Here is a 24,211-nt window from a genome sequence, read left to right as displayed (position 1 = left end):
GAGCGACTTAAACGACCCGTTTGGGCTGGCTAGCCCTCGCCCTCCGACTGGTACGGCTCGCCGACGGCCTCCCGCGGCAGGACGTTGTGCAGTTCGGTCTCGAGATCGTCGGCCGACTCGAACCGATCGCTGTTGGTTCGGCCGACGAGTTCGCCCAGGTTGCGTTCGCCATCGGCCAGCAGCAGAGTGACGCCCTCGAGTTCGGTCGCTGCCGTCTCGGCCTCGATCGGGTACTCGAGGCGCTCGAACGCGTCGTCGATTCGACTGAGTTTGACCTCCTCCATGCGAGGGAGACGCGCGCCAGGGTCTTGTAGAGCGATGCAACCAAATCTGACTGTCAGCCCGACAGCCATTTCGATTCGAAACGATAATCGGGGTGGGTTACGCAGTTCGAGGCGATGCGGCGTCTCGTTCACTGGATTCTCGCGCAGTTCGCCGTCGACAGGCGCGTGCTCGCGCTGGCGTTCGCCCGAATGGCGGACGGGGTCGGTAACTCCTTTCTGATCATCGTGATCCCGCTGTACGTCGCCGACGACGTCGTCGGCGGGCCGACGTTCGGCCTCAGCGAGGCGATGATCATCGGCGTTATCCTGTCGCTGTTTGGCTTTCTCAACAGCTCCTTCCAGCCACTCACCGGGCGCCTCTCGGACCGAACGAGGCGGCGAAAGACGTTCATCCTGGTCGGCCTCGGCGGACTCGCGCTGACGAACCTGGCGTACGTCTTCGCCGAGACCTACGTCTCCCTGCTCGTGATCCGCGGCCTCCAGGGGATCAGCGTCGCCTTCATCATCCCCGCGTCGGTCGCGCTGGTCAACGAACTCGCGACGACAGGCGATCGGGGCGGGAACATGGGCGTCTACAACACGTTCCGGCTGGTCGGCTTCGGCGCGGGCCCCGTCGCCGCCGGTGCGGTCGTCAGCGCCGGCCCCTACCCGCTTCCCGGCGGGCTGGCGATCAGCGGCTTCGACGCCGCCTTCTACGTCGCCGCGATCACGGCCACGTTGAGCTACCTGCTGGTGACGATCCTGATTACGGACCCCGAGTCGACGGGCGCGACCGCGGGCGCGGATCTCTCGATCGACGTCTTCGATTCGTCGGGAAAGAACCTGCTCGATCCGATCTTCACCCTGGGCGTCGTCTCCCTGTTCATGGCGGCGGCGATCGCCCTGTTCGCGACGATCCAGCCACAGGTCAACGACCACCTCGACCAGGGATCGACCTGGTTCGGCCTCCAGTTCGCGGCGTTCATCCTCGCCCAGATCCTTCTGCAGACGCCGATCGGCCGGGCCTGTGACCAGTACGGTCGGCGGCCGTTCATCCTCGCCGGGATGATCGTCCTCGTCCCCGCGACGATGGCCCAGGGGCTGGTCACGACCTCCGAGACCATGTTCCTGGCCCGTCTCGTCCAGGGAATCGCCGGCGCGATGGTGTTCGCACCCGCGCTGGCGCTGGCCGGCGACCTCGCGGGCGACGGCGAGTCGGGGTCGAAGCTCTCGGTGCTGACGATGGCCTTCGGCTTCGGGATCGCGATCGGCCCGTTCTCCTCGGGCGCGCTCATCGGCTACGGGTTCTGGGTTCCCTTCGCCTTCGGCACCGTGCTCGCCGCGCTGGGGGCGATCCTCGTCTACACCCAGGTCGAGGAAACCCTCGAGACGACCGCTCCAGTGCCGGTACTCGGTGACTGATCGAATCGCGACCCGCCGCGGCGGGACACAACGCAAAAGTACCGGATCCGCGTATCTCCGAGCGATGACGCTCTCGGACGAGGCCACGGAACGGTTGGCCGACGTGGTGGAACTACAGCCGACGAAGAACTCGGAGCTGCAGGATCGGTGGGGGTTAGAAAGCGGCAGCGAAGTCCACCAGTATCTCGAGAACGAGCTCGGCGACTACTACTTCCGCGATGACAACAGCCTGATCCGGGCGACCGCGGAGGCCGCGGACCTGGTCGACGTCGAGCCGGGCGTCGAGAGCGATCCCGACGACGGCACCCCCTCCAAGATCCGGGTTCCCGAACTCCAGGCGCGAATCGTCGGGGTGCTCGCGGGCCCCGACGAGGAATCGGAGAGCGTCGTCTCGGTGTTACACAAGCTCCGGGACGCCTACGACGTCGATCCCGACTCCGAGGACGTCCGCTCGGGTCTGCAGAGCCTGCGCCGGAAGGGCGTCGTCGAGATCGAGTACCGCACCGTCCCGACGTTCCGGCTGGCCGTCGAGCGCGACGAACTCGAGGTCACGACGACCGACTGAATCGCCTCGAGCGGAGTCTCACAATCCGGGCCGTCGATGGCGTCGCCGCCCCTCGAGCAGCGCCGAGAGCCGAGTCCCCGGCCCGCCCTCGATCGGCCACCCTCGCGTTCGCCAGACCGGGGGCTCCGGTTCGAACTCGGGACAGGAGCCCGAACACTCCGCGGCCGTCTGACAGCGCCCCTTGGCCTCGCAGTGAGGTTGCAGCTGCGTGCCGTCCGTTCCGCGCAGCGCGAAGTGCCGACAGTCGGGACGCATCGTCTCGACGAACGAGCGCCAGCCACGCTCGTAGGCCCGCTCCGCGATCGCGAGGCGCTTCTCGGCCTTCCGTTCGGGGTCGACGTACTCGAACCGGGCCGCCGAGCCGTCCCGCTCGCCGCCGTCGGGTCGCTCGAGGATCCGGGTTCCCGGCTCGTCGACCGACAGCGAGCGGGGGTACCACGCGACCTCGGTCGACAGCGACTCGGACTCGAGCGCGAGCACGCCCGCCTCGACCGGGAGATCCTCGAACAGCACGGGCTCGACGCGCTCGCCCGTCTTCCGGGTTGCGACCCAGACCTCGTCGGCGAGCCCCAGCGCGACGTCGTACTCGAGCTGGGTTGCGAGAGTTCGGGCGGCGCTCGCGTCGAGGTCAGGTTTGTTCTCGATGGCGACGATTCGGTCGATCCACGCCGGATAGGCCCACTTCCGGCGGATCTCGATGCGGTTCCCCCGCTTTCGGGTCTCGAGGATCCCCCGGTCGTCGGCCTCGTGGATCGCCTCGCGGACGTACCGCCAGGGGTAGCCCGGATCCGGGAGCGCGTCGCGGTAGTAGGCCCAGTCGGCGGGCGCGTTCCGGACGACGTGCAGGAGGTCGCCGTCGAGTCGCTTCGGGCCGAAGTTCGCACGGGCCTCGAGGGCGTCGCGGTCGCACTCGAGGACGATCGTGTCCCAGCGTCGGCGCTTCGTCCCGAGCTGGCGGGCGACGAGGACCGCGCGGTCGTCCGCGAGGGTCTCGGCCGGCGGCCACTCCCGCTCGGCCCAGCGACAGCTCCGCAGCTCGAAGGCGAACTCGCTGTCGGTCGCTCGCGTTCGCGTCACTGGCCGTCCGTAGGGTGATCGGCGACAAGTGCGCTGTGGTCCGCCGCCGGTTCTGGAATCGGAGTCCGAGTTGAGGCCACAGCTGGAGCTGTCGACGCCAGATCCGTTCTGCGCGTCCGCTCGTCGCTCGCCTTACTCCTCGTCGTCCTCTTCTAAGATCTCGTCGAGATAGACGTGGGCCTCCTCCAGGATTTCTCGCGGCCCGTCCTGCGTGACGGTGTTGACCGCCTGCTCGTAGTCGCGCCACTGGAGGTCGCGGTGTTCGTTCGAGAGCTCCGCGCTCGCCTCGAAGGACTTCGCGACGAAGAGGTGAACGGTCTTGTGAATCGTCTTGCCGTTGGCCTCAAAGACGTAGTCGTAGTCCTCGCGGAAGCCGTCGAGTAGTCGGAACTGATCGATACCTGCCTCTTCCTTTATTTCGCGGATCGCCGTCTGCTGAAGTTCTTCATCTCCCTCGACACCGCCCTTCGGAAACTCCCAGTCACCCGGGCGGCTCTTGAGTAGAAGATACTCGCGCCGGCCCCGCGTATCGCGGAAGAGGATCGCGCCTGCGCTCGTAGCTTCGACTGCCATTACCTCGAGTAACGTGCGGGACGTTAAGAGAATATCGGACTGTGTATCCGCCGGCACCGCATCTCAGCAGGTTTTTACGCGCCGACCGTTCACAGTTGTACAGTACCAGCATGACCTTCGTCACCCGGCTCACGCTTCAGAGCGGCGATCGAGCCGCACTCGACGGCATCGTCGACGACATCAAATCCACCGCCGAGCGCAAGGGCGCCGCGCTGAAGGGACCCCACTCTCATCCGCCCGAGAAGCTGACCGTTCCCCAGCACGCTCGCCTGCACGGCGACGACGACCGACGGTTCGACTCCTGGAACTACACCGTCTTCACGCGCGAACTCGAGATCCACGGTCACGACGACCTCGCGCGCAACATCGCCGAACACGACTTCCCGGACTCGGTCCACATCGAGGCCGAGGTAGAACAGATTCACGGCGCGGGCCGCGGAAACTGAGGCCAACCGGGTCTCGAAACGGGACGGCCGATCCGGACGGGGTCGCCGCGATCGAGGGGCTTTTCTCCGCACGGTCGAACGCTCGAGCGATGTACACGGGCAAGGTCGAGAAACCCTGCTGTCTCTGTGACGACCCCGAGATCCACCGTCGGATCGACCTGCCGCCGCGGCTCATCCAGCGGCTGCGGTACAGCGAGGCCGTCGCCTGGCGGGACGTCGTCGGCGAGGTGTCGATCCACTTCTGTGCGTCCGACTGGGAGACGGTTCGGACGCTCGTCCTCGAGACGGGGATGTCGCCGCTGCCCCGCTGTAACGTCGCCCGCGCCTCGTTCGATCTCCGGGCGGACTTCGAGGCGTTCACCGGCCGCACGCGCGAGGAGCCGGATCAACAGCCGGTCGAGGAGCGGTTCTGGCGGGAGAGTCGACGCGTTCTCGCCGGCGACACCGAGTACCCGCCGTCGGATCGCGACCTCATCCAGGCCCACGTCGTCACGCGGGCGCTTCGCGAGCTGGACGCCCCTGTCGCTCGAGCGGCGAACACGGAGCCGGGGACCGACCGCGACTGACGCCGCCGTCTTGCGGACCAACGGACCGAACCCGCCACTGCTTTGGGAACCCACTCCCAATACGGCGCTATGTCCACCGATCCGGACCTCGTTTCGCTGCGCCGAGACCTCCACCGCAAACCCGAACCCGCCTGGCGGGAGTTCTACACCACCGCGCGGATCGTCGAGGAACTCGAGTCCCGCGTCGACCTCGACGAACTCCACGTCGGCCCCGACGCCATCGCGGCCGAACACCGCATGGGCGTCCCCGACGAGGCCGAACTGGGGACGTGGTACGAGCAGGCCCGCGAGCACGGTGCCGACGAGGCCGTCCTCGAGTCCCTCGAGGGCGGGTACACGGGCGCCGTCGCCGTCCTCCGGAAGGGTGAGGGGCCGACGGTCGGCCTGCGGGTCGACATCGACGGCCTTCCCCAGCCCGAATCCGAGGACCCGGACCACCTGCCCGTCGCGGAGGGCTTCCGTTCCGAACACGACGACGCGATGCACGCCTGCGGCCACGACGCCCACGCGACAATCGGGATCGGCGTCCTCGAGACGATTGCGGACAGTGATTTTCAGGGGACGCTGAAGGTATTCTTCCAGCCCGCCGAGGAGGTCGTCGGCGGCGGGAAGTCGATGGCGAAAAGCGAGCACCTCGCCGACGTCGACTACCTGCTCGGACTCCACGTCGGCCTCGACCACCCCACCGGCGAGATCGTCGCCGGCATCGACGGCTTCCTCGCAGTGCGACACCTCGAGGCGACGTTCACCGGCGAGCCGGCCCACGCGGGCGGCCACCCCGAGCAGGGCCGCAACGCCGTCCAGGCGATGGCGACGGCCGTCCAGAACTGCTACGGCATTCCGCGCCACAGCGACGGTCCCACGCGGATCAACGCGGGCGTCGTCGAGGGCGGCAGCGCGGCCAACGTCATCCCCGAGGAGGCCCGCATCGTCGCCGAGGTGCGAGGCGAGACGACCGAACTCATGGAGTACATGTACGAAAAAGCCGAGCGCGTGATGCGATCGGCAGCCGAGATGCACGACTGCGAGGTCGACCTCGAGATCGGCGCGGCTGCGCCAAGCGCCACGAGCGACCAGGCGCTCGTCGATGTCGTCGCCGACGTCGCCGGTAGCGTCGACGGCGTCGAAACCGTCCTCGAGCGCGACGAACTCGGCGGCAGCGAGGACGCCACCTTCCTCATGCAGGAGGTCCAGCAAAACGGCGGGCTGGCGTGTTACGTCGGTGTCGGCACCGACCACCCCGGCGGCCACCACACCTCGACGTTCGACGTCGACGAGGCGAGCCTCGGCCACGGAATCGAGACGGTCGCCGGCGCGATCAAGCGGATCGGCCGGGACCGTCCCTGACGACGCACCCCCCGCAATCGGCTGACTACGACGCCGGATCGAAACGAACCTGTCTACCGGATGAACTTTATTGCCACTCGATCGAAACAGTCGAGTAGTGATGCGACCTCGCCCGCAGCCCCGCTGTTCGTTCCCTGACCCTCGAGCGCGTTCCCGGAGCGTGATCGAGCCGTGAGTTCGACCCGCATCCGGCTCGGTCTCTGGGCACGCATGGCCCTCGCCTCGGCACTCTGTCTCCTGCTAGTCGGCGTCGTCGTCGGCGCCGGGTTGGTGCTCGTCGCCGTCCCGGTCGCCGGCTTCGTCTGGTACGCGGTCGACGTCCTCGCGTTCGTCCTCCCTGTCCCAGTCGCGACGGTCCTCGCGGTCGCCGCCGTCGCCCTCTCGCTGTTCGCCGTCGAGCTGGCTCTTCGATCGCTTCGGACGGCCCGGGAGAACGCGGATTCGGTGCGATCCGACCCGATCGCGGAGGGCGTCGTCGAGCTGGGCGCGTACGTCCTCCTGCTCTCCTCGCTGCTCGTCGCCCTCGCGGTCCTGCCGTTCGCGGCCGGCGTCCTCCCCGCGCCCGTCTTCGCCGCGCTCGTCGTGTTCGGTGCCTTCTATCTGCTTACGATCTCGTACGTCTGGGCCGCTCGAGTCTGGGTCCGCTCGCGAAGCGACGACGCGGATCGACTCGAACGAAGCGCCGCGGGCGACCAGCTGCTCGTCGCCGTCCTCGCCGTCGGCTACATGAGTCTCGCGTACTCGGAGCTGTTCGCCGTCGTGCTCGTGGTCGCCCTCGTCGCGATCGGTCTGGGCGCCATACTCGCCCCCGGCGCGCTCGACGTCGCCCGGAATCGGCTCGTGGCGTACGTTGAGGACGGGGACGAGGATGTGGATCCGGAGAAGGCGTACCACGGGATCGCGGAGGAGGCGCGACAGATCGCCGCCGGTCTCGAGCGCGCGCCCGGCCCGCGGCCGACACTTCTCGTCGCGCTCGTCGGCGCTGCCCTCCTCTTGGGAAGCTACGCGGCGACGACGATCTGGCCGTTCGAAGCGCTGGCCGTCGCCGTCGGCGCGGTCGCCGCGTCGGCGTTCGTCGGCGGTCACTTCGTCGGCGCAATTCGCGGCGAGTTCGGTGGCAACGCCGCCGTCCTCCGGAACCTCGAGCTCGAGGGCGATCTCGACCGCGACTCGGTCGCCGAAACGACTGTGGACGACCGCGAACTGGCCGACATCCGGACCACCGTTGCGCGCCTCGCCGGGCAGGCGGACGTTCCGGTTCCCGACCTCCGACTCGTCGATCGGCGGACGCCGACCGCGCTCGCCGTCGGCTACCGACCCGCGACGTCGACGATCGTGCTCTCGCGAGGGATCGTCAACTCACTCGAGGGCCGGGAATTCGAGGCCGTGCTGGCTCACGAGCTCGCCCACGTCGCGAACCGCGACGCGGCGGTGTTGACCGCGCTGTCGGCGCCCGGCAGCGTCGCGCGGACGGCGACCGGTCGGTACGGGTTCAATCCCGTCCTCGAGCCGTTGGCGATGCTTACGAACGCGGTCAGCCGCGCCGCCGTCGCGTTCGTCGCCCGCGGCCGGGAGTACGCGGCCGACGACGCGGCCGTCGCGATCACGGGCGATCCGGCGGGGCTGGCGAGCGCGCTCGAGACGCTCGACACCGACCTCGAGCGCCGCCCGGAGTCGGATCTGCGGGAGCGGGATGTAACGGCGGCGTTCTCGATCGTTCCGCCGCCGTGGGAGGAACAGCGATTCTTCGATCGGACGCGACGCCTCGTGGCTCGCGGACTGTTCGGGACCCACCCCGCGACCGAGCGACGGATCGATCGGCTCCGGATTCGCACGTAGGGACCTGCCCGCGGGCCCGTCAGCGCTTAGCTCGAGTCGTTGTCGCTCCCCCGCGAGACCGCTCCCTCGGCGGTGGAGTGTCGCGGCTCGGCGCCGACCTGGAGGTCGTCGTTCTCGACGACGATCGCGTTCCCGGTGCCAAACATGCCGGCACCCTCCTCGAGGTCGTGGCCTCTGTCCTCGAGGTCCTCGCGGACGGGCTCGGGGAACTCGGTTTCGATCTGGAGGGTGCCGTCGGCCTCGTAGGGGTACTCCGTCGAGGGGAAGGCGGTGCTGACGAACCGCGGGCGGTCGACCGCCGCCTGGGCGTCCAGCCCGAACTCTGCGACGTTGAGGAACTGCTGGGTCTGGCCCTGTGGCTGGGTGTCGACGCCGGTGACGCCGCCCAGCACGTACGGGTCGCCGTCCCGAAGCGTCATATAGGGGTTCGAGGTGTGACGCACCTCGTAGCCGGGCGTCAGCCGGTTCGGGTCGTCGTCCTCGAGGGCGAGCATCCGCATGCGGTTGTTGACGTGGATCCCGGTGTCGCCGATCACGAGGAACTGGGCACCCAGACTGGTCGTCACCGCGGCCGCGTTGCCGTCGTCGTCGACGACGTGGAACGTGGTGGTGTGGTCGTCGTCGGTCTCCTCGAGTCCGGTGTCGATCGGCCACTCCATCGCCTCGTCCGGGTCGATCCGGTCGCGCTGGTCGGCGGCGTACTCCTCCCCGAGGAGGTCCGCGACAGGGACGTCGACCCGATCGGGGTCGCCGACGTGGTGGTACCGATCCGCGAACGCGAGCTTGATCGCCTCGGCCTGGAGATGGACCGCGTCGGCGTCGTCGGGCTCGAGGTCGTCGAAGTCGTACTCCTTCAGGACGTTCAGCGCCAGCAGCTGCGTGATCCCTTGGCTGTTCGGCGGGTTCTGGTAGACCTCGATGTCCTCGTCGTACGCGATCGAGAGTGGCTCGACGATCTCGGCTTCGAACTCGTGGAACTCCTCGAGGGTCAGGTAGCCGCCGTGTTCGTCGGAGTGGTCGACGATGGCCTCGGCGATCGGTCCCCGATAGAAGTAGTCCCGCGCGGCCCGGATCCCGTCCAACCGGTCGTCCCCGTCGGCGTAGGCGTCGGCGAGCGATTCGAACGTGTCCGCCATCGCGTCCTGGGTGACGGTGTCGCCCTCCTCGAGGAGCTCCCCGTCGTCGTGGTAGATCTCGGCCGCAGCGGGTCGATCCACGATCAGTTCGGCCTCGTCGGCGAGCCAGCCCTCCATCTCCGAGCTGGCGGGATACCCCTCTCGGGCGAACGCGATCGCGGGCTCGAGGACGTCCCCGAGATCGAGATCGCCGTACTCGGCGAGCCACAGCATCCAGCCGTCCCAGGCGCCAGGGACGACGGCCTGGTGGATCCCCGCCTCGTCCGCGCGCTCCTCGTAGTCCTCGGGCGTCGCCTCGAGTCCGACGGGGCCGACGCCGTCCAGACTGGTCACCTCGTCGGCCTCGGCGTCGTAGTACAGCGCCCAGGTCCCCCCGCCGAGCGCCGAAGAGAACCAGGGTTCGACGACGCTCAGGGCGGCGGCGACCGCAACGGCGGCATCGGCTGCTGTCCCGCCCGCCTCGAGAGTCTCGAGGCCGGCCTCGGTCGCCAGGTGGTGCTGGGAGACGACGGCCCGCTGGTCTCCCTCCGACTGTTCTTCGGGTCCGTCGCTCGAGAAGCCGGCACAGCCGGCGAGACCCGCGGCGCCGGCTCCGGCGCTCGCTGCCAGCAACTCCCGACGGCGAACGTTCGTACCCATACCGAAGTCCAGCGACGCGAGAACAAAAGCGAACGGGACGATTCGAACCGTAGCGAGACGTTACGGTCCGCGCGGGAACAGGGATGAACCGTCCTCGGGCGAACCGGTAGCGGTCGATCGGCCGTCTCAGACGGTCGAAGACGGCGTCAGTGTCGGCCGATCAGTAGTCGTCGTCGTGGTCGTCGTAATCGTCGTCTTCGTCGTGGTCATGGTCTTCTTCGTCCATTTCGTCCTCGTCATCGTAATCGTCTTCTTCGTCGTAGTCGTCGTGGTCGTGTTCCTCCTCGTCGTCGTAGTCGTCTTCTTCGTCGTGGTCGTGGTCTTCCTCGTCCATTTCGTCCTCGTCGTCGGCCGCGGCGTCGAGGACGACCTCGAGGTCGAACGGTTCGTCAGCGGGCGCGGCGTCGGGGTCGAGGTAGCCGACCGCGAACGCGGAGTAGACGTTCCCGGCTTCGGGGCTGACTTCGAAGGTCGCGACGACGTCGCCGTCGTTGCACTCCGTCGCGGGTCGCACTTCGAGGCAGTAGTCACCTGGCGGTACTTCGAGCGCCCCTGCCTCGCCGAAGGCGACGTCCTCGAACAGCACCATCTCGCCGTCGTCGACGGTGACGTCGACGGCCGGCGCGTCGGGCGAGGCGTGGACGAGGCGAACCCGGGCGTCCTCGCCGGGGTCGCTCAGGTCGTCCTCGAGAACGGCCGGTTCGAACGGCTGGTTCTCCTCGCTCAGTTCGCCTAGCGCGGCGATCGTGAACGCGCCCTCGGCGAGCTCGAGCTCCTCGTCGAAAACCACCGTATCGGGATCCTCCGCCGCCGAGATCGCGACGCTCGCGGTTCCGACCGGCAGCTCGAGATACTCGCTGACCGCGCGGAACGGCACGTCCTCGAGGACGGTGTCGCCCTCGACGCTCACGTCGACGTTCGGCGCGTCCGGCGAGAGATGGGCTGCTCGTACCTGCGCGACCTCCCCTTCGTCGTCGTGGTCGTCGTACTCATCGTCGTGATCGTCGTGGTCATCGTACTCGTCGTCGTCCCCCCCGTGCTCGTCGCTCGTCCCGCTGAAACTGGCCGCAACCAGTCCGGCTCCGGTGGCTCCGATCAGCGTTAGCGTGCGTCTGCGGGTATGTCCTTGCGACATAGACACATGTTGGGCGTTCGCAATATTATCGATCATCCCTAACGAGGTAGGAAGACGAGAAGTCGCGAGACCGGTTTAACGTGGGATCTGGCGGGCAACGAGTTTCCCGTGTGTCCCGAGCACGCGACGATTACCCGAGAGGGGAGTCAGCGAGTAGAGCGCCTCGGAGCGACAACACTGCGTCACAGCTGCGTCGCTCGCCGAGCGAAGGGCCGCGACTCTAGTACTTGGGATCGGCACCAGTCGTCTCGTACACCGCCTCCATCAGGTCGTCGCGGCGATCCTGCCAGCTGTCGAGCGCGCCGGGATGCGAGGGGTAGTGACCGTAGTGCTCGAGCAGGTCGTCCGCACACTGTTTCGTCCGGTAGAGGGTCCAGATCGTCCCCCAGTGGTCGCGGCTCTTGAGCATCGCCTCGAGCTTGAGTTTCGTGCCGATGTCCGTGCTGCCCGAGTACAGCGCCTCGGCGAGCTTGTCGCCGGGCATCGCCGCGAGCAGCCCCATGAGGTCGTCGACGTCGACGGCCGTCGAGAGAACGTTGTAGACGTCCAGCGCGGCGTAGCGGGCGCCAAAGTGGTCCATCACCTGCTGGTTATACTCCCAGAGGGCTCGTTCGCCGACGTCGCCGGCCTCGATCCCCTCGACGGCGGCCTCGGCGGCGTACTTGCCGGCGTAGGCCGCGCCGGCGATCCCCCCGCCCGTCGTGGGGTTGACGTGGCCAGCCGCATCGCCGACGGCCATGTAGCCCGGATGAACCGCGGAGTCGTAGGGCCGACGCGTCGGGAGCGCGGCGCCGAGTTTGTCGTCGACCTGTGCCCCCTCGAACTCCGGTCGGCTCCGGAGGTCGCGTTTCAGGCTCTCGACGAGCTTCATCGGCTCCTCGGTCATCTGGAAGCCCAGGCCGACGTTGATCTCGGTCTCGGTGCGAGGGAAGTACCAGAGGTAGCCCGCCGCGCGATCGGTCGGCTTGAACACCAGCGCGTCGGACCACTCGACGGGGTCGTCGACGGTGACGACCTCGCGGTAGCCCGAACAGAAGTGGGTGTAGTTGACGTTCGTATCGAACGTCGACTCCGAGAAGTCGACGTGGTCCTGGAGCACCGACAGCGAGCCCGCCGCGTCGATGACGACCTCGGCCTCGTACTCGAGCGGTTCGCCCTTCCGCCTCGCCCGAACGCCCGTGACGCGGCCGTCCTCGGCCTGCGTGACGTTCTGGACGACGGTGTCGTAGTGGATCTCCGCGCCCGCGTTCGCGGCACCCTCGATAACGAGCTTACCGTACTCCCAGCGGTCGACGACGGCCAGCTCTCCCGGGATCGGGATCTCGAGGACGGTGTCCTCCTGGGGAATCTCGAATCGGCCGTGGTCGACGTCGGTGTTCGTGAACGCGGGCTCGATCTGGGACCGGGGGATCGCGTCGGGGAAGTCCGCCGCGCCCTTCAGGGCGTCCCCGCAGGCGATGTGGCCCGCCTCGTCCTCCGATTTGCGCTCGAGGAGGACGACGTCGTACCCCTCGCGTGCGACGGTGGCTGCGGCGTAGCTGCCGGCGGTGCCGGCGCCGACGACGACCACGTCCGCCGATCGTGTCCCCGACGTCTCGACGGCCGACTGCTCCTGCGTATTCATATGGAACAGTGTGAACTGCGGGGTAAGAAAACGTTTTATGTGCGCTTCGGCGGGCCGACAACGGCGAATCCGCCACAACAGAGCTAATAAAGAGTTTTGTCGGGGTCGTTCGTATCGCTCCGTATGACCGAGTACACCGTCGAGTTCGTCGGCACGGGGGAGACGATCACCTGCACAGACAAGGAGACGATCCTCAGCCGCTGTCTCGAGGAGGGGATCGCCCAGGAGTTCTCCTGTCGGGTCGGGATGTGTCTGGCCTGTACCGCCGAGATCCTCGAGGGGGAGGTCACCCAGCCCGCGGCGCGAGGGTTCACCGAGGAGGAAGCCGAGAACTACGCGCTGACCTGCATGGCCCGGCCGCAGTCGGATCTGAAACTCGAGCGCGGGAAGTATCCCCCGAGCATCGAGGACGACCTCGCGGGCGACGAGCCGGTGACGGCCGACGACTGAGACGATTTGCTGTAACAGTAGTTGGGAGTACGATCTCGTTATTCGGAGGTCCCCGGAAAACTCGCGCTGCATACAGGCGAAGGCGGTACCACCGCGGTAGTGTCACAAGCGCAGCACCCGCGAGCGACCAGCGGGAAGCGAGCGGCCTTTTTAGCGTAGATTTTTGCGCCGAGCGGTTCCGAACGCAGTGAGGAATCCCGAGGCGGAAAAAGGTACGTGGGCAGACGTAGTTAGCGAATGGCCAGTTTCAGTTTCGGGCTCGAGGTTGAATACCGAAACCGCGCTACTATCTACTAGAGTGGCCGAAGCTGACGGACGGCGGTCCGTGCGGTGGCCCCGTCGATCGCCGAGTTCTGCGGAGAAGGTTCGAGGAGTCCGGCGATTAGTTGACGAAATCGATGTCGTCCTCGCCGCGAGCGCCGCCCCGACCTCGAGCCTGGGAGCCGCGTTCGGGCTGGGTCGGCTCCTCGTCACCGTTGCCGTAGATCTGTGGCGACTCGACGCCCGTGACGACGATCATCGTCCGCATGCTGCCCTCGAGGCTCTCGTCGATCGAGGTCCCCCAGATGATGCGGGCGTCGGGGTCGATCCGGTCGTAGATCTCCTCGACGACGCCCTCCGCTTCCTCGATGGACATGTCGTTGCCACCGGTGACGTTGACCAGCGCGGAGGTCGCCCCGGAGATGTCAACGTCCAGAAGCGGCGAGCGCAGCGCGGTCTTGACCGAGTCCTCGGCCTTCGCTTCGGAGTCGGACTCGCCGAGGCCGATCATGGCGACCCCGCCGCGTTCCATGACGGTCCGAACGTCGGCGAAGTCGAGGTTGACGAGGCCGGGCTTCGTAATCAGCTCGGTGATCCCCTTCACCGAGCGCATCAGGACCTCGTCGGAGACCTTGAACGCCTGTCGGACGGGCAGCTTGCCCACGGAGTCGAGCAGGCGGTCGTTGGGGACGACGATGACGGTATCGGAAACGTCCCGGAGACGCTCGAGGCCGGCCTCGGCGTTGGTTCTGCGGACCTCTCCCTCCGCGGTAAACGGCGTGGTGACGATCGAGATCGTGAGCGCTCCGGACTCACGAGCCGCCTTCGCGACGACGGGCGCCGAGCCGGTTCCGGTGCCGCCGCCGAGTCCGGCGGTGACGAAGACCATGTCGGAGCCGTCGATCGCGCCGGTGATGTCCTCCTGGCTCTCGAGGGCGGCCTCCTCGCCGACCTGCGGGAGCGAGCCGGCGCCCCGGCCACCGGTCTTGTCCTCGCCCATCAGGATCTTGGTGTCGGCCTCGATCTCGACTAAGTGCTGGACGTCGGTGTTCGCGGCGACGAGCTTCGCTCCGTGGATCCCCTCCTCGTGCATGCGGTTGACGGTGTTGCCGCCAGCGCCGCCGCAGCCGACGACCGTGATGTCGGTCTGGAGATCCTGCAGAACGTCCTCGAGTTCGTCGTCGGTCATCGTGCCGCTGTTGTCGACGCCGTTCGCGCTCGACCGGTCCGACCCCGACGCGTCGGGGACGTTCCCCTCCGCGTTCTCGGCCTCGTCGATCGCGTCTTCGATAAGAGAGTCCATTCCTGGGAGCCAGTAGTAGATGGAGCATAATTACCTTTCCCCTACACGTCAGGCGCCCGGAGGCGGGATAAGGCGGGGTTACGTGTCGGGAGTCGAGAACCGATCCACCGCAAGCCACGGTGGACCAACCGGAAACTTCCCTCCGGAACCGGACCGGTCAGTACTCGAACCGGTGGGTGCGCTCGCGGTGGACGACCTCGGGGTCGATCCGTTCGCCGTCGACGGTCACCGCCTCCCCGCTCGAGAGTGCGCCGAACGCCGGCCCCTCGGGGACGCCGAGGGTCCGGGCGAGCTCGGGGTCGAACGCCAGCTCTTCGGCGACGACGGCGTCGTCCTCGACCGCGACGCGCTCGAACTTCGCCTCGAGGACGTCGGCGACGGCCTCGATAAGCTCCCGTTTCATCCCGGAGTCGGGGAGGGCGACGCGGCTTCCGACGCGGCTGCCGGCGTTCTCGGTCTCGAAGGCGACCGCGTGGCGTTCGACCAGCTTCCGGACCCGGTCGGGGTCGATCCCCTGGGCGGTCTCGAGCAAGTCGGCCGGCAGCTCGCGGACGACGAACGACTCCTCGCGGCGGTCGCCGAAGCGAACCCCCTCCTCGACGCGACCGAGTTCGGACTCGACGGCGTCGACGAGCTCGAGCGGGCGGTCGCCGACCGCGCGCAGCCAGGTCTCGCCGACGATCCGACGGTCGAGGTCGTCGAGAAGGTCCTCGAGGACGGGCCACTCGCCGTCGAGAACTACGAGGTCGGCACCGCTCGCCTCGAAGGCTCGCTCGATGACCTCGCGGTGGGTCTCGGGGTGGCCCATCGACTCGAGGACCCAGTCGGCCGCGATGTGGCCGACCGCCCACTCGGTGTCCTCGACGACCCGCTGGAAGCGGGGCGCGTAGTGGTTGCCCCCGAAGCCGACGACCTGCCTGTCGCGGTGGGCGTCGACCCCGCGGAGCTCGAGGATCGCCCGCGCGACGGCCGCGGCGCCGTCGGGGTCGTCCCACTGCTCGTCGTCGCTTCCGAGCTCCGCGAACAGCGAGGGACAGCCGACGTCGCTCGGGCCGTGGTGGGTACACTCCATCCCGACGTCGTATCCCTCGGGCGCGTAGGCCTCGAAGGCAGCGAGCAACTCGGCGAGGGCGTTCGGGCAGGCCTCGGCGAGGGCGTCGTCCTCGCCGCCGAACTCCGCGGAGCCGAAGTTGCCTGTGAAGTGGCCCGTCAGCAGGGCGCCGGTGTCGCCGGAGTGGCGGGAGGCGAACACCAGTAGCTCGGGGTCGCAGTCGAAGGCTTCGGCAGGGCGCTCGAGGTCGAGGTGGAGGTCGTCGAACGAGCGCAGTTCGGCGCCCTCGAGGCAGTAGTACGTGCCGCCGCCGTCGGCCGCGGGACGGTCGGGGTCCTCGCGTTCGATCCAGTCGGTGAGCGAGCGAAGCTGCTCACAGATATGGACGGAGGCACGATCGGCGCGGCTCTCGACGATTGCGATCACGTCGACTCCTCGGGGGCGGCGCCTCGAATACGCTCCGCTTTCGATCGGCAGCGAAGGAACTCAGTCGGAGGCGACCTGCGGGTTCCGGCCAGTCGTTCCGGACGGCAGCAGGCCGACGTAGTCGTCGAGGTCGAGCGCGAACGCTCGATCGGTCGTCGGCTCGATCCACCGGAACTCGAACTCCGAGCCGTGTTCCTCGCCGCCGTCCCGAACCGTGTGGGTCCAGCGGTCGCGGGGTTCGTGGACGGTCGCGTGGAAAAAGTGGCGGACGTAACACTTCGGCGGGGACTGGCGCCGAACCCAGATATCGGTCGTGAGGTGTTCGGTTCCCTGCAGCGTCGCGAGACCGCTCTCCTCGCGTACCTCGCGGAACACCCCCTCTCGAGGGGACTCGTCGCCCTCGAGGGTACCCTTCGGAATCTGCAGGCCCTCATGTCCCGGGCCTTCGAAGACGAGCAACTCGCCCGTCTCCCGGGTGATGTACGCACAGGCCTTCCCGACGTACGTGGTTTCTTTCGATTCGCTCATACGTTTCGTACAAGGGGCATCCCGTAAAGTCCACTCCCAAATCCTTTGGGCACTACGGAACGAGCAGGTAGAGGAAGCCGGCGTAGCCGGCGAGGAGAACGGCGCCGTCGAGCCGTGAGAGCCGCCGTCCGTACCCCATCATCGCGACCAGAACGACGGTGAAGCCGACCAGTATCGGGAGCTCGAACCGGAGCGTGCTCGAGGCGATCTCGATGGGCGTGATCAGCGCGACGATACCGAGCACCGCGAGCACGTTGTAGATGTTCGAGCCGACGACGTTGCCGATCGCGAACCCGGTCTCGCCGCGGACGGCCCCGACGGCGGAGGCGGCGAGTTCGGGGAGCGACGTCCCGAGCGCCAACACGGTGAGCCCGACGAACAGCTCGGAAAAGCCCAGCTCGAGCAGCAGGTCGGTGCCGCCGGCGACGAGCCACCGCGAGCCGACCACGAGCGCGAGCAGCCCGCCCCCGACGAGCGCGAGATCACGGAAGGAGACCCCGTCGCTGGCCTCGGGTTTCTCCTCGGTCGGCATCGGGTCGGCGTTGATGTAGTACAGCAGGTAGGCGGTGAATCCGGCCAGCACCAGCAGAAAGATCGCTCCCTCGAGCCGGCCGATCCGGCCGTTCGCCCCGAAGGCAACGAGCAGTAGCGCCGCGAACACCATGAAGGGAACGTGGCGCTTCATCACGGTCTCGCTGACCGACAGCGGCCTAATGAGCGCGGCGATGCCGAGCACCAACCCCACGTTCGCGATGTTCGAGCCGACGACCGCGCCCAGTCCGATATCGGTCGAGACGTCGAGGGCGCCGATCGTCGCGACGAACAGTTCGGGAGCGGTCGTCGCGAACGCGATCACCGTGACGCCGACCGTCGCCGCCCGGAGCCCGATCCCGAGCGCGAGGCGGCCGGCCCCGGCGACCAGCAGCTCCGCACCGGCGTACAGCGCGACGATCCCGGCTCCGAGCAGGAGCACGGAAACCCCGGTCTCCGACAGCATACCGGTCGCTACTCGAGACCGTGGGATAAGCGACCCGGAACCCGACCGAAGCGCTGCCGGAGCCACACCCGTTATACGCCCGCTCGCTCGAGTCGACGTATGGCCATGGACGTCTACGGACTGATCGGCAACCCGGTCGGCCACTCGCTGTCGCCGCCGATGCACGAGGCTGCCTACGACGAACTCGCACTCGACGCACGGTACGTCACCTTCGAACCCGCTCCCGACGAGCTCGAGGCGGCGATCCGGGGCGCCGATGCGCTCGGCGTTCGGGGACTGAACGTGACGATCCCCTTCAAGCAGGACGCCCTCGAGGTCGTCGCGGCCGACGAGCTGGCGACTCGGATCGGCGCGGTGAACACGATCGACTTCTCCGGCGAGGAACCCACCGGCCACAACACCGACGCAGCCGGCGCGTTGCGCGCGCTTCGGGATCACGACGTCGCGCTCGAGGGGGCCGACGCCGTGGTCGTTGGTGCCGGCGGCGCCGGCCGGGCCATCTCGTTCGGCCTCGCAGACGCGGGCGCCGCCGTGACGATCGCGAACCGGACCGAGTCGACGGCACACGAACTCGCCGACGAGGTGCCCGGCGCGGTCGGTCGGGGGCTCGAGGACCTCGAGGCACTCCTCGCCGACGCCGACGTGCTCGTCAACGCGACCAGCGTCGGGATGGAGGAGGACGCGACGCCGGTGCCGGCCGCGGCGCTCCACGACGAGCTGGCGGTGCTCGACGCGGTGTATCGCCCGCTCGAGACGCGACTGCTGCGAGAGGCGTCGGCGGTCGGCGCGACGACGGTCGACGGCGCCTGGATGTTGCTCTACCAGGGCGTCGAGGCGCTCGAGCTGTGGACCGACCGGGAGGCGCCCGTCGAGGCGATGAACGAGGCGCTTCGCTCGAGATTGTAGACGCGACCGGAGGAGCGGTCGTTCACCGCGGGCATCAGGCGAATTTAAGTGGTGCGAGTTAACTATATCCAGCTAATGGCAATCCTCCAAAAGCTGAAGTCGCTGCTGGGGTTCGACGACTCTAGCTCGGAGCGTGGGGACGCTCGGGACGTCGGGGTAACGGTCGAACGAGAGCGCGGCGCCGATCCCGACGAGGAGTCGGCGGCCGCCGAAACGACGGCTTCGGCCTCGACGGGGTCGATGACCGAGGCGAACGACACACCACACACTGCGGCGGAGCCCGCCGAGGCAGCCGGGCCGACACAGTCGGACGCAACGCCGACTGAATCCAAAGAGCCCGGTGAGCAGGGTGTTCGCGACGAGGAACTCGTCGACGACGAGCCGGCGCTCGAGGCCGAATCCGAGACCGAGTCTGCAGAACCGGCCGACCCGATCGAGTCGGCCGAAGCTGACGATCTCGAGGAGTCGACCGACCCCGAACCGACGTCTCCGGACGACTCCGACGCGGCTGCCGAATCCGAACTGGAGGCCGAGTCCGAGACTGAGACACTGGACGAATCGGAGCCCGAGAGCGAGGCGCCGGACGACCCAGGTACGGAAGCTGAGGCCGAAACCGACGAGCCGGACGACGACGAGACGCCGGACGTTCCGGACGAACCCGTCGACGTCGTCAAGGGGATCGGCCCTGCGTACGCGGATCGGCTGGCCGACGCGGGCGTCGAAACCGTGGCCGAGCTCGCCGATGCCGACGCCGCCCACCTCGAGTCCGAGACCGACATCGCAGAGAAACGCATCCAGGGCTGGATCGACCGGGCGAAGGTCCGCTAGTCTTGGAGAGAACCGTACACTGATTAGGGTCACGACCCTCCGCGAGGGTATGAGCGATCCGCGCGTCGTCACGACGGCCGACTCGTTTCGCGCCGCCGCCCGCGGCGGCCTCGACGTCGACGGGGTAGCGGCCGCCCGCGTTCCGGTTACCGTCCGTCTCTCCGTCTCCGATCCCTTTCTCGCGTATCGCAGCGCCCGCGACGGCGACGGCGGTGTCTACCTCGAGACCACCGGCGGCCAGCCCGGCTGGGGGTACTTCGGCACCGATCCCGTCGACGGACTCACCGTCGGCCCGGATGCGGTCGCGCGGGACCGAAGCGGCGAGTCGCCGACGCTTTCGGCACTCGAGGGCGTCCTCGCAGACGAGGAACTGGTTCGGGGGGACTGCGCGGTTCCCTACCCCTGCGGCGCCGTCGGCTGGCTCTCTTACGACATCGTCCGCGAACTCGAGGAGCTGCCCGAGTCGGCGGTCGACGACCGCGGGCTCCCCCGCCTCGAGGTCGGCGTCTACGACCGGCTGGCGGCCTGGGAGGAGCCGACGGCCGACGACGAGGCGACCGAACTCCGGATCACGGCCTGTCCGCGCCTCGAGCCCGGCGACGACCTCGAGGACGCCTACGACCGGGGTCGGGAGCGAGCGCTCGAGCTTGCCCGGGCGTGTCTCGAGGGCGATCCCGAAGTCGGCGACCCACCCGTTGCGACCGACGAGGCGACCTTCGAGAGTGACTGCGGCCGCGAGGCCTTTGCCGACCGCGTTCAGCGAGTCAAGGAGTACGTCCGGGACGGCGACACCTTCCAGGCGAACATCTCACAGCGGCTGACCGCGCCCGCCGCGGTCCACCCCGTCGCGGCCTACGACGCGCTCCGGCGGGTGAATCCGGCGCCGTACTCCGGACTGCTCGAGTTCCGCAGCGCCGATCTGGTGAGCGCGAGCCCGGAACTGCTGCTCGAGCGAGACGGCGAGTTCGTTCGAACGGAGCCCATCGCGGGCACCCGCCCCCGGGGAGCGACTCCGGAGGAGGACGCCGAGCTCGAGGCCGACCTGCTCGCCGACGAGAAGGAACGTGCCGAGCACGCGATGCTCGTCGACCTCGAGCGAAACGACCTCGGGAAGGTCAGCGCGTACGGCAGCGTCGATGTTGAGGAGTACCGACGGATCGACCGCTACTCGGAGGTGATGCACCTCGTCTCGGACGTCACGGGCCGGCTCCGTTCGGACGCGACGCTCGCCGACGCTGTCGCGGCGATGTTCCCCGGCGGGACGATCACGGGCGCGCCCAAACCCCGGACGATGGAGATCATCGACGAGCTCGAGGCGACCCGGCGAGGTCCGTACACCGGTAGCGTCGGCATCTTCGGCTTCGACGGGCGAGCGACGCTGAACATCGTCATCCGAACGCTCGTCCGCCACGGCGAGGAGTACCACCTTCGCGTGGGCGCGGGGATCGTCCACGACTCGGATCCCGACAGCGAGTACGACGAGACCCTCGACAAGGGGCGGGCGCTGATCAACGCCATCGACGACGCGCTCGGGGAGCGAGCCGGAATGGGTCTCGAGTCGACGGAGGGAGGTGGCGAGGATGACTGAGCCGACGCGGATCGTCGTCGTGGATAACTACGACTCCTTCGCGTACAATCTCGTTCAGTACGTCGGCGAAGTTGCCGACGAGGTCGTAGTCAGACGGAACGACGAGATCGACATCGATGGCGTCCGGGAGCTGGATCCGACCGGGATCGTCGTCTCGCCCGGCCCTGGCACCCCCCAGGAGGCGGGACTCTCGATCCCGCTGTTCGCCGAAACGGAGTACCCCATCCTCGGAGTCTGTCTGGGCCACCAGGCGCTGTGTGCGGCCGAGGGCGCCCCGGTCGTCCACGCACCCCACGTCGTCCACGGCAAGCCCTCGCGGATCTCCCACGACGGTTCGGGGCTGTTCGACGGCCTCCCCGAGCGGTTCCAGGTCGGTCGCTACCACTCGCTTGCCGTCGAGCGCGAGGACCTCCCCGACAGCCTCGCGGAGACGGCCCGGACCGCCGACGAGCGGGGCGTCCTGATGGCGGTTCGGCACCGGGAAAAACCGCAGCTTGGCGTGCAGTTCCATCCCGAGAGCATCCTCACTCGCGACCCCGAGGAGGACGCCAATGGGGAAATTTCGCTCTCGGTCGGCAAGCGAATGGTCGAGAACTTCTGTCGGTTCGCCGCCGACCACGAACGGTCCGACTCGCGGGGCGGGCGATGAGCGACCGACTGTACCACGTCGACGGCGAACTCGTCCCCGCCGAGGAGGCGACCGTCAGCGTCGACGACCGCGGCTTTCGCTACGGCGACGCCGCCTTCGAGACCCTACGGGCCTACGGCGGGACCGTCCTCGACTGGGCGGCCCACCGCGAGCGCCTCGAGGGAACCTGCGACGCCCTCTCCCTCGAGCACGGGCTCTCGGGGAGCGAACTCCGGGATCGAATCGACGAGACGCTCGCGGCGAACGACCTCGCGGACGCCTACGTCCGGCTGTCGATCAGCCGCGGGGTCCAGCCGGGCAAGCTCACCCCCCAGCCCGAGGTCGATCCCACGGTCGTCGTCTACGCCAAACCGCTCCCCCGGGGCGGGTTCGAGGGCGAGCCCGTCTGGGACGGACCCGCGACGGTTCGCAGCGTCGAGACCCGGCGAATCCCCGACGCGGCGCTTCCCTCGAGTGCGAAGACCCACAACTACCTCAACGGGATCATCGCCCGGGCGGAACTCGAGGGCGAGGCCGACGAGGCCTTGCTCTCGGATCTCGAGGGGAACGTCGCCGAGGGCGCGACGAGCAACCTGTTTTTCGTCCGCGACGGGACGGTCTGTACCCCCACGACGGACGGCGACGTCCTGCCCGGGATCACCCGAAAGACGGTCCTCGAGCTGGCTCGAGCGGGCGATCTCCCGGTCGAGGAGGGGAGCTACGGGCTGGCCGACGTCCTCGAGGCCGACGAGGCCTTCCTCACGAACCGCACCTGGGAGCTACGCCCGGTAGCCTCGCTCGATAGGGTCGAACTCGGGGGCGGCCCGGTGACGGATCGGCTCTCGAGGCTGTACGACGAGCGCGTCGAGAACGCCTGTTACTGATCGACCGGTTCGCGGACCGAAACTATCAGTGTGTTGTACTAACCACTGGTCGCATGGACAAACCCAAAAAGAGTATGGACGTCTTCGTCCTGGAGATGACGTTTCTCCTCCTGGCTCCACCACTCGGTTTGGGTGCGTTTCTCGCCGTCCTCGGCGAGCCCGCGGACTTCCTGCCCGGGTTCGGCGTCGGCCTGATCGTCGGCATCAGCGCGGCCAGTCTGCGCAACGAGATCCGCGGGGCTCGAGACGCGAGCGACGACTGATCGGAACGGGGCTCCGCCTCGAGCCGTCGGGAACCGCCACACGCGGACCGGACTCTCGTTCACGGCCTGCCGATCGGAACGGTCCGATCCGCGATGGCGAGGCCGATTACGCTAGGGAGGGAGCGCGTCGGCTCGAGCCGACCGAACAGCAGCAGCTCGAAACTTGAGAGAGCCACGAACGCAAAGATCGACCAGAGGAAGACGGAACGGGCGAACGGACGGATCATTCGGCTCGAGGGATGATTCGGTCCGCGATACCGTTTCGGGTTCTCGGCGCCGAGGGTTTCGAGGTCGGTCAGTCGGCCGGTTCGGGCACCGCCGATCCCTCGGCGTCGGCCTCGAGGAGCTCCCGTTCGACGCCCGCGAGTTCCGTGACGAACGCCGAGCCGAACGCGCTGGCCGGGGTCTGGAACCCGTTCTCGACGCCGTCCTCGAGGAGACGTTCGACGGCGCTGACCGCGGCGTCGGCCGTCAGCGCGTAGGGATTGGGCGTCCGGAGGCGGCCGCTGTGGCGCTCGCCGCTGTCGTCGTCGACGACCTCGCCCCAGACGGTCGCGGATTCGGTCGCCAGGGCCGTTCCGTCGGGACCGTCGAGGAGGGCGTCGATCGCGCGGGTCGCCGCGCGTTCGACCGACGGCCGCTCGAGGAGCCACCCCAGCGAGTCGGTCGCCGACAGCAGCGGCTTGCTCCACTCTGGAACGGCGCCGTAGACCTCGACCGTCTCGATTCCTGTGGTGTGGGCCGCGGTGACGACGTCGCCCAGCGGGATCGTCACGGCGTGTTCGGGACCCTCACCGAAGTCGATCTTCCGGCTGCGGAAGGCCGCGGGAACGCTGAGTAGCCGTCCGTCCCGACGGATGACGCCTCCTTCTCCAGCCAGTTCGACGAACGTCCGGGCGGTTCCCGGGGAGAAGCCGTACTCGCTTTTGACGCCCAGTTGAAGCCGATCGGCGGTCGGCAGGCGCTCGTGGAGCATCGCGGCCAGACAGTCGGTCGGGACGACGTCGAACCCGACCCCGGGGAGCAGCGTGATCCCCGCCGCGCTGGCGGTTTCCCCGTACTGGCGGAGGCGTTCGAACACCGGGAACTCGCCGGTAATGTCGAGGTAGTCCGTCCCCGCCTCGAGACAGGCCAGCACGAGCGGTTCGGCGGTTCGCTCGAACGGACCGGCGCAGTTCAACACGGCGTCGAACGCCTCGAGATCGTCCTCGAGCGGGCCGTCCGTGAGATCGATCGCCCGTCCCTCGAGGCCGAGGTCCTCGGCCTGTCGGGCGACCCGGTCTCCGTTGCGCCCCGCGAGCGTCGGCGAGCCGCCGCGAGCCACGGCCTCGCGAGCGATCAGCCGGCCGGTGTAGCCGTACGAGCCGTAGATGAGGAGGGAGTCCATGCCAGCCGTTAGGGGTTCGGCGTGTTAAAACTCCGTCAGACAGTCTCGAAACGTTCACGAACACTGACTCGTAACTGGA

25 protein-coding genes are annotated in these 24,211 nt (G+C 68.2%); 13 read left to right on the top strand and 12 right to left on the bottom strand.

Features of this window, described 5'->3' with window-relative positions; genetic code table 11:
• Positions 1-29 precede the first annotated feature (29 nt).
• A complete protein-coding gene (locus C491_RS03995; RefSeq protein WP_005553965.1) occupies positions 30-284 on the bottom strand; it encodes a DUF5789 family protein in 255 nt (84 codons plus the stop codon).
• Positions 285-398: 114 nt separating this feature from the next.
• Here C491_RS03995 and C491_RS03990 point away from each other — a divergent pair, with 114 nt between their 5' ends.
• Positions 399-1,685, top strand: a complete 1,287-nt coding sequence (locus tag C491_RS03990; RefSeq protein WP_005553962.1) for an MFS transporter — start codon at positions 399-401, stop codon at positions 1,683-1,685.
• Positions 1,686-1,749: 64 nt separating this feature from the next.
• Positions 1,750-2,250 (top strand): DUF5797 family protein, encoded by a 501-nt coding sequence (locus C491_RS03985; protein ID WP_005553961.1) that lies wholly within the window; start codon positions 1,750-1,752, stop codon positions 2,248-2,250.
• Positions 2,251-2,268: 18 nt separating this feature from the next.
• Here the strand turns inward: C491_RS03985 and C491_RS03980 are convergent, their stop codons facing one another.
• Together C491_RS03980 and C491_RS03975 are read right to left on the bottom strand one after the other, a co-directional pair.
• Positions 2,269-3,327, bottom strand: coding sequence for a DUF5787 family protein (locus C491_RS03980; protein ID WP_005553959.1), 1,059 nt, complete (start codon positions 3,325-3,327; stop codon positions 2,269-2,271).
• 132 nt (positions 3,328-3,459) lie between these two features.
• Entirely contained in the window at positions 3,460-3,900 is a 441-nt protein-coding gene (locus C491_RS03975; RefSeq protein WP_005553958.1) for a bis(5'-nucleosyl)-tetraphosphatase, read from the bottom strand.
• A gap of 110 nt (positions 3,901-4,010) precedes the next feature.
• On the opposite strand from C491_RS03975, the gene C491_RS03970 reads away from it, so the two are divergent.
• The 4 genes from C491_RS03970 to C491_RS03955 all read left to right on the top strand — a co-directional run bounded on the left by C491_RS03970 (position 4,011) and on the right by C491_RS03955 (position 8,098).
• A complete protein-coding gene (locus tag C491_RS03970) occupies positions 4,011-4,346 on the top strand; it encodes an uS10/mL48 family ribosomal protein (RefSeq protein ID WP_005553957.1) in 336 nt (111 codons plus the stop codon).
• Between the two features lie 89 nt (positions 4,347-4,435).
• On the top strand, positions 4,436-4,912 hold the full coding sequence (locus C491_RS03965) for a hypothetical protein (RefSeq protein WP_005553956.1): 477 nt from the start codon (positions 4,436-4,438) through the stop codon (positions 4,910-4,912).
• Between the two features lie 69 nt (positions 4,913-4,981).
• Entirely contained in the window at positions 4,982-6,259 is a 1,278-nt protein-coding gene (locus C491_RS03960; RefSeq protein WP_005553955.1) for an amidohydrolase, read from the top strand.
• Positions 6,260-6,469: 210 nt separating this feature from the next.
• Positions 6,470-8,098 carry a M48 family metalloprotease gene (locus C491_RS03955; protein ID WP_005553954.1) on the top strand — a complete coding sequence of 543 codons (1,629 nt, stop codon included), beginning with the start codon at positions 6,470-6,472 and terminating at the stop codon, positions 8,096-8,098.
• 26 nt (positions 8,099-8,124) lie between these two features.
• Here the strand turns inward: C491_RS03955 and C491_RS03950 are convergent, their stop codons facing one another.
• From C491_RS03950 to C491_RS03940, 3 genes are all read right to left on the bottom strand, one after another.
• Positions 8,125-9,873, bottom strand: coding sequence for a gamma-glutamyltransferase family protein (locus tag C491_RS03950; protein ID WP_005553953.1), 1,749 nt, complete (start codon positions 9,871-9,873; stop codon positions 8,125-8,127).
• 160 nt (positions 9,874-10,033) lie between these two features.
• Positions 10,034-11,008, bottom strand: coding sequence for a DUF4397 domain-containing protein (locus C491_RS03945; RefSeq protein ID WP_005553952.1), 975 nt, complete (start codon positions 11,006-11,008; stop codon positions 10,034-10,036).
• A 220-nt stretch (positions 11,009-11,228) separates the two neighbouring features.
• Positions 11,229-12,632: a geranylgeranyl reductase family protein gene (locus C491_RS03940; protein WP_005553951.1), complete on the bottom strand. Its 1,404-nt coding sequence runs from the start codon at positions 12,630-12,632 to the stop codon at positions 11,229-11,231.
• Between the two features lie 123 nt (positions 12,633-12,755).
• Here C491_RS03940 and C491_RS03935 point away from each other — a divergent pair, with 123 nt between their 5' ends.
• Positions 12,756-13,082, top strand: a complete 327-nt coding sequence (locus tag C491_RS03935) for a 2Fe-2S iron-sulfur cluster-binding protein (protein ID WP_005553950.1) — start codon at positions 12,756-12,758, stop codon at positions 13,080-13,082.
• A gap of 382 nt (positions 13,083-13,464) precedes the next feature.
• On the opposite strand, the gene ftsZ is transcribed toward C491_RS03935, so the two are convergent.
• The 4 genes from ftsZ to C491_RS03915 form a co-directional block, all read right to left on the bottom strand.
• Entirely contained in the window at positions 13,465-14,646 is a 1,182-nt protein-coding gene (gene ftsZ / locus C491_RS03930) for a cell division protein FtsZ (RefSeq protein WP_005553948.1), read from the bottom strand.
• A gap of 157 nt (positions 14,647-14,803) precedes the next feature.
• The gene (locus tag C491_RS03925) at positions 14,804-16,123 is read right to left on the bottom strand and encodes a D-aminoacyl-tRNA deacylase (RefSeq protein ID WP_005553946.1); all 1,320 of its coding nucleotides are present in this window, start codon (positions 16,121-16,123) and stop codon (positions 14,804-14,806) included.
• A gap of 60 nt (positions 16,124-16,183) precedes the next feature.
• Entirely contained in the window at positions 16,184-16,651 is a 468-nt protein-coding gene (locus C491_RS03920) for an NUDIX hydrolase (protein ID WP_005553945.1), read from the bottom strand.
• A 52-nt stretch (positions 16,652-16,703) separates the two neighbouring features.
• Entirely contained in the window at positions 16,704-17,648 is a 945-nt protein-coding gene (locus tag C491_RS03915; RefSeq protein WP_005553943.1) for a calcium/sodium antiporter, read from the bottom strand.
• 105 nt (positions 17,649-17,753) lie between these two features.
• Here C491_RS03915 and C491_RS03910 point away from each other — a divergent pair, with 105 nt between their 5' ends.
• The 6 genes from C491_RS03910 to C491_RS03885 all read left to right on the top strand — a co-directional run bounded on the left by C491_RS03910 (position 17,754) and on the right by C491_RS03885 (position 22,745).
• Positions 17,754-18,554 (top strand): shikimate dehydrogenase, encoded by an 801-nt coding sequence (locus tag C491_RS03910; protein ID WP_005553941.1) that lies wholly within the window; start codon positions 17,754-17,756, stop codon positions 18,552-18,554.
• 75 nt (positions 18,555-18,629) lie between these two features.
• Positions 18,630-19,382, top strand: a complete 753-nt coding sequence (locus tag C491_RS03905) for a helix-hairpin-helix domain-containing protein (protein ID WP_005553940.1) — start codon at positions 18,630-18,632, stop codon at positions 19,380-19,382.
• A gap of 49 nt (positions 19,383-19,431) precedes the next feature.
• A complete protein-coding gene (gene pabB / locus C491_RS03900; protein ID WP_005553939.1) occupies positions 19,432-20,970 on the top strand; it encodes an aminodeoxychorismate synthase, component I in 1,539 nt (512 codons plus the stop codon).
• Positions 20,963-21,619 carry an anthranilate synthase component II gene (locus C491_RS03895; RefSeq protein ID WP_005553937.1) on the top strand — a complete coding sequence of 219 codons (657 nt, stop codon included), beginning with the start codon at positions 20,963-20,965 and terminating at the stop codon, positions 21,617-21,619. Before pabB ends, C491_RS03895 begins: the two co-directional genes overlap by 8 nt.
• Positions 21,616-22,482, top strand: coding sequence for an aminotransferase class IV (locus C491_RS03890; RefSeq protein WP_005553935.1), 867 nt, complete (start codon positions 21,616-21,618; stop codon positions 22,480-22,482). The genes C491_RS03895 and C491_RS03890 overlap by 4 nt, the downstream gene beginning before the upstream one ends.
• 53 nt (positions 22,483-22,535) lie before the next feature.
• Positions 22,536-22,745, top strand: a complete 210-nt coding sequence (locus tag C491_RS03885; RefSeq protein WP_049891422.1) for a hypothetical protein — start codon at positions 22,536-22,538, stop codon at positions 22,743-22,745.
• Between the two features lie 59 nt (positions 22,746-22,804).
• Here C491_RS03885 and C491_RS23120 read toward each other — a convergent pair whose 3' ends face one another.
• Entirely contained in the window at positions 22,805-22,972 is a 168-nt protein-coding gene (locus C491_RS23120) for a hypothetical protein (RefSeq protein WP_169331728.1), read from the bottom strand.
• A 68-nt stretch (positions 22,973-23,040) separates the two neighbouring features.
• Positions 23,041-24,132: a saccharopine dehydrogenase family protein gene (locus tag C491_RS03880; protein WP_005553933.1), complete on the bottom strand. Its 1,092-nt coding sequence runs from the start codon at positions 24,130-24,132 to the stop codon at positions 23,041-23,043.
• Positions 24,133-24,211 lie beyond the last annotated feature (79 nt).

The sequence above is a fragment of the Natronococcus amylolyticus DSM 10524 genome (assembly GCF_000337675.1).
GTDB classification, from domain to species: Archaea; Halobacteriota; Halobacteria; order Halobacteriales; family Natrialbaceae; genus Natronococcus; species Natronococcus amylolyticus.
The sequence above is the reverse complement of the archived record's forward strand: the minus strand, read 5'-3'. Positions and strand labels throughout refer to the sequence as shown.